The sequence below is a fragment of the Pseudorhodobacter sp. genome, from assembly GCF_030452865.1.
Classification (GTDB): Bacteria; Pseudomonadota; Alphaproteobacteria; order Rhodobacterales; family Rhodobacteraceae; genus Pseudorhodobacter.
In genome coordinates, this window is the sequence record NZ_JAKDLJ010000342.1 from 1 (window position 1) to 3958 (window position 3958).

The 3958-nt window shown below is 59.8% G+C and carries 6 protein-coding genes; 5 read left to right on the forward strand and 1 reads right to left on the reverse strand.

Going from position 1 to position 3958, the window contains the following annotated elements; genetic code table 11:
- From L0H65_RS15870 to gluQRS, 4 genes are all read left to right on the forward strand, one after another.
- On the forward strand, positions 1-637 hold a 637-nt coding region (locus L0H65_RS15870), incomplete at its 5' end, for a DNA gyrase C-terminal beta-propeller domain-containing protein (RefSeq protein WP_301460074.1).
- An 8-nt stretch (positions 638-645) separates the two neighbouring features.
- A complete protein-coding gene (locus tag L0H65_RS15875; protein WP_301460076.1) occupies positions 646-969 on the forward strand; it encodes a hypothetical protein in 324 nt (107 codons plus the stop codon).
- Between the two features lie 91 nt (positions 970-1060).
- Positions 1061-2392 (forward strand): methylenetetrahydrofolate--tRNA-(uracil(54)-C(5))-methyltransferase (FADH(2)-oxidizing) TrmFO, encoded by a 1332-nt coding sequence (gene trmFO, locus L0H65_RS15880; protein ID WP_301460079.1) that lies wholly within the window; start codon positions 1061-1063, stop codon positions 2390-2392.
- Positions 2380-3219, forward strand: a complete 840-nt coding sequence (gene gluQRS, locus L0H65_RS15885) for a tRNA glutamyl-Q(34) synthetase GluQRS (RefSeq protein ID WP_301460081.1) — start codon at positions 2380-2382, stop codon at positions 3217-3219. The genes trmFO and gluQRS overlap by 13 nt, the downstream gene beginning before the upstream one ends.
- Before the next feature lie 20 nt (positions 3220-3239).
- On the opposite strand, the gene hisI is transcribed toward gluQRS, so the two are convergent.
- Complete coding sequence (gene hisI, locus L0H65_RS15890; RefSeq protein WP_301460083.1) at positions 3240-3602, reverse strand: phosphoribosyl-AMP cyclohydrolase; 363 nt, start codon at positions 3600-3602, stop codon at positions 3240-3242.
- A 168-nt stretch (positions 3603-3770) separates the two neighbouring features.
- Between hisI and L0H65_RS15895 the strand changes: the two genes are divergently transcribed.
- Positions 3771-3958, forward strand: a 188-nt coding sequence (locus L0H65_RS15895; protein WP_367652005.1) for an iron-sulfur cluster assembly scaffold protein, incomplete at its 3' end; no start/stop codon positions are given.

Genomic DNA, 3958 nt, shown 5'->3' on the forward strand with positions numbered 1-3958 from the left:
AACCGAGGTTCGGGTGTTCAAGAGCCGGGGCTCTACTGGCGTGCGCGGGGTCCGGTTGCAGGGGGACGACAAGGTGGTTTCCATGTCCGTGATCCGGCATTTTGACGCAAGCCCTGACGAGCGCGCGGCGTATCTGAAGATGCGGCGGGCGCAGGAAGGTGTGGTCGAGGAACCGGAAGCTGAGGATGAGGAAAGTGCGGTGGCGGGCGAATTGTCGCTGGACCGCTTTACCGAGATGTCGGCAGCAGAGGATTTGATCCTGACGATTACGCAAGGCGGGTCGGGTAAGCTGTCGTCGAGCCATGACTATCCGGTGCGCGGGCGCGGTGGCCAAGGGGTGAAGGCGATGGCTGGCCGCAACGGCGCGCTCGTGGCCTGTTTCCCGGTGGAACGCTCCGATCAGGTGATGCTCGCAACCTCAACCGGGCAGTCGATCCGGGTGCCGGTTGAAGGGATTTCCTTCCGGTCCCGTTCGGCCGGCGGGGTCAAGGTGTTCAATACCGGCGCTGGTGAGGTAGTGGTTTCGGTTGCACGCATTGCCGATCAGGGGGATGAGGAGGCGGCTGTGGTGGAGACTGTCGCAGAAGCTGACCTCGTCGAAAATGGCGCACCGGATGCTGATAACGGCGCGGAATGAATTCAGCTTTGCCCGGCCTGGTCGCGGCTTTGCAGGGTTTGGCGCAGCGCAATGAGGTGATGAGTTATGGCGATTTGGCGCGCCAGATTGCAATCCCCGGCCCCGGCAGCATCGCGCGCCTGACAGCGGCGTTGGAGGTGTTAATGGTGGAGGATGCAGAGGCGGGACACCCATTCCGGGCAGCTTTGTGCCGTGCAAGAAGCGGCGATGGGTTGCCCGCACCGGGTTTCTTTGACGCAGCGGTGCGGCTCGGGCGGTTTGATGGCGGCGATTTGCGCGGCTTTGTCGCCCGCGAGCGGGCGGAACTTTTCAAAGCGGCGGCTCTGCGCTAGGCCAACGCGTCGTTTTGTGGCAAGCGCCGGGGGGTTTTGCACCCCCCGGACCCCCGGCAAGGTATTTTTGCCAAGATGAAGGATGCAGCCTGTGGATAGCCAGGTTCTGAACATTGTTGGTGGCGGGATGGCCGGGTCAGAGGCGGCATGGCAGGCGGCCAACATGGGGGTGCGTGTCGTCATACACGAGATGCGGCCAGAGGTTGGCACGTTCGCGCATCGCACCGGGAACCTGGCGGAAATGGTATGCTCCAACTCCTTCCGCTCTGATGATGATGAACGAAATGCGGTGGGTCTTTTGCATTGGGAAATGCGGGCCGCAGATAGCATAATCATGCAAATCGCGCATGCGCATCGTTTGCCCGCAGGGGGTGCCTTGGCGGTAGATCGTGATCTGTTTGCAGAAGCCGTGACAGCGCGATTGTTTGCACATCCACTGATTTCTGTTTCAAACTCAGAAGTTACGACGCTATCTTCAAGCGGAAACTGGATCATAGCCACCGGGCCCTTGACCTCTGGTGCTTTGGCAGAGAGCATCCGGGCCGAAACGGGTGCGGAAGCGCTGGCCTTCTTTGACGCGATTGCACCGATTGTCTACGCGGACTCCGTCGACATGTCCGTCGCCTGGATGCAGTCACGCTATGACAAGGGTGAGACCGAAGCCGAGCAGACCGCTTACATGAACTGCCCGATGGATAGGGCGCAATATGAGGCTTTCATTGACGCGCTTCTGGCCGCCGAAAAGGCTGAATTTCACGAGGGCGAAACGGCGGGATATTTCGATGGCTGTCTGCCGATTGAGGTGATGGCCGAACGCGGGCGCGAAACCCTGCGCTTTGGCCCGATGAAACCGGTCGGGCTGACCAATCCGCATTGCGAAAAGAAACCCTATGCCGTTGTGCAGTTGCGGCGGGATAACAAACTCGGGACTCTCTATAATATCGTCGGGTTTCAAACCAAGATGAAATATGGCGCGCAATCTACTGTTTTCAAGATGATTCCAGGCCTCACGGAGGCAAGCTTTGCGCGGCTTGGAGGCATTCATCGCAACACGTTCATCAATTCTCCGACCTTGCTGGACAATCAGATGCGGCTGCGCACCCGCCAGAATATCCGCTTTGCCGGGCAGATCACCGGCGTTGAAGGCTATGTCGAAAGTGCTGCGATGGGGCTTTTGGCAGGACGGTTGGCGGCGGCGGAACTCCTAGGGGGCAGACTCGAGACACCGCCGCCGGAAACTGCGACAGGAGCACTGATCACCCATATCACCGGCGGCGCGGAGGCAAAGACTTTCCAGCCGATGAACGTCAATTTCGGGCTTTTTCCCCCGATTGACGCCAAGGCGGGGCGGCGTGGGCGCAAGGACCGTTACAAAGCCTATACCGACCGCGCCAAAGAGGCGTTTTCGGCGTGGCTTTCGTAACGCGCTTTGCCCCGTCACCGACCGGGCCATTGCATCTGGGCCATGCCTATTCGGCCCTGCTGGCGCATGATTTGGCGGTTGCAGCGCGTGGCCGGTTTCTGTTGCGGATCGAAGACACGGATATCGAGCGGTGCCGCCCGGAGTGGGAGGCGCAGATATACGACGATCTGCACTGGCTTGGTCTTCGCTGGCCAGAGCCGGTGTTACGCCAATCTGACCGAGTCGCCGAGTATGAGGTGGTGCTGGACAGTCTCGCCGCGCGCGGGTTGGTTTACCCTTGTTCTTGCAGTCGCGCCGATATCCGCGCCGCTGTTTCCGCGCCGCAAGAGGGTGTTGCAAAGCCCGGCATATACCCCGGAACCTGCCGTCATCGCACGATGGCAACACGACTTCCGGGCGACGCATTGCGGTTGAACATGGCGGCGGCGGTTGCAGCGGTCGCGTTGCCGCTTCGCTATTGTGACACCGGCAGCGAACAGCCGGGCTGGCATGAAATCTCTGCGCCGGGGCTGATTGCGCGGCATGGTGACGTGGTTCTTGGTCGCAAGGATATTGGCACGGCATCCTACGTTTTGGCCGCGGTGCTTGATGATTGCCACCAGCAGATCAGCGACGTGATCCGTGGTGCCGACCTGTGCGAGATCACCGAAGTTCAGGTGCTTTTGCAACATCTGCTTGGTTTGCCCACGCCAACCTATCACCACCACCATTTGATCCGCGATGCCCAAGGCAAGCGTTTGGCAAAACGCTGTGATGCACGGGCATTGTCGAAATACCGGGGCGAAGGCGCGACACCGGCGGAAATTCGTGGAATGGTCGGGCTGTAGCTCCGGATTGTCGCCCGATGTTATTCGTGTATCGGTTCGGATGTCGTGATTTCTTCACCATTTTCAACCAAAGTGTAAAAGCACGACCGCCGATTTGTGTGGCAGGCCGGTCCGGTTTGATCGACATTCAGCAACAGGCAATCGCGGTCGCAGTCAATGCGCAGCGTCACCAACCGCTGCACATGGCCCGATGTTTCGCCCTTCGCCCAGAACGCTTGCCGGGATCGTGACCAATAGGTCACCTGCCCCGTCTCCAGCGTCCGTCTCAGGCTTTCGGCATTCATCCAGGCGAGCATCAAAACCTCCCCCGTCGTATGATCCTGGGCAATCGCGGGGATCAGGCCATTATCGTCATAGCGAAGGCGTTTCGGATCAAATGCCATTGGTGGTTTCCTTTGCATCCAGCTTCGAATCGCTGCAGCCTTTTCATGGATTACAATTCACGGCCTCTCGCGATTGGCTCGAACGCGAATTGTGATGCGGTATGTTTCAGGCTAAAGTCGAAACGCTCGAGCTGACTATCTATGCTGTTGAGCGACCGGAGGCAAGCCATGACGGACGCCGCGATGATGAAGCTTTATTCCGGGCGGATTCTGGCTCTGGCTGCGGATATCCCGCATCTTGGCCGGTTGGCGGCACCGCAAGCAACTGTGCGCAAACGCTCTCCGCTCTGCGGGTCGGTGGTCACGGTGGAGGTGGTGATGCGCGATGGCCGGGTCGCAGAATTTGCGCAGGATGT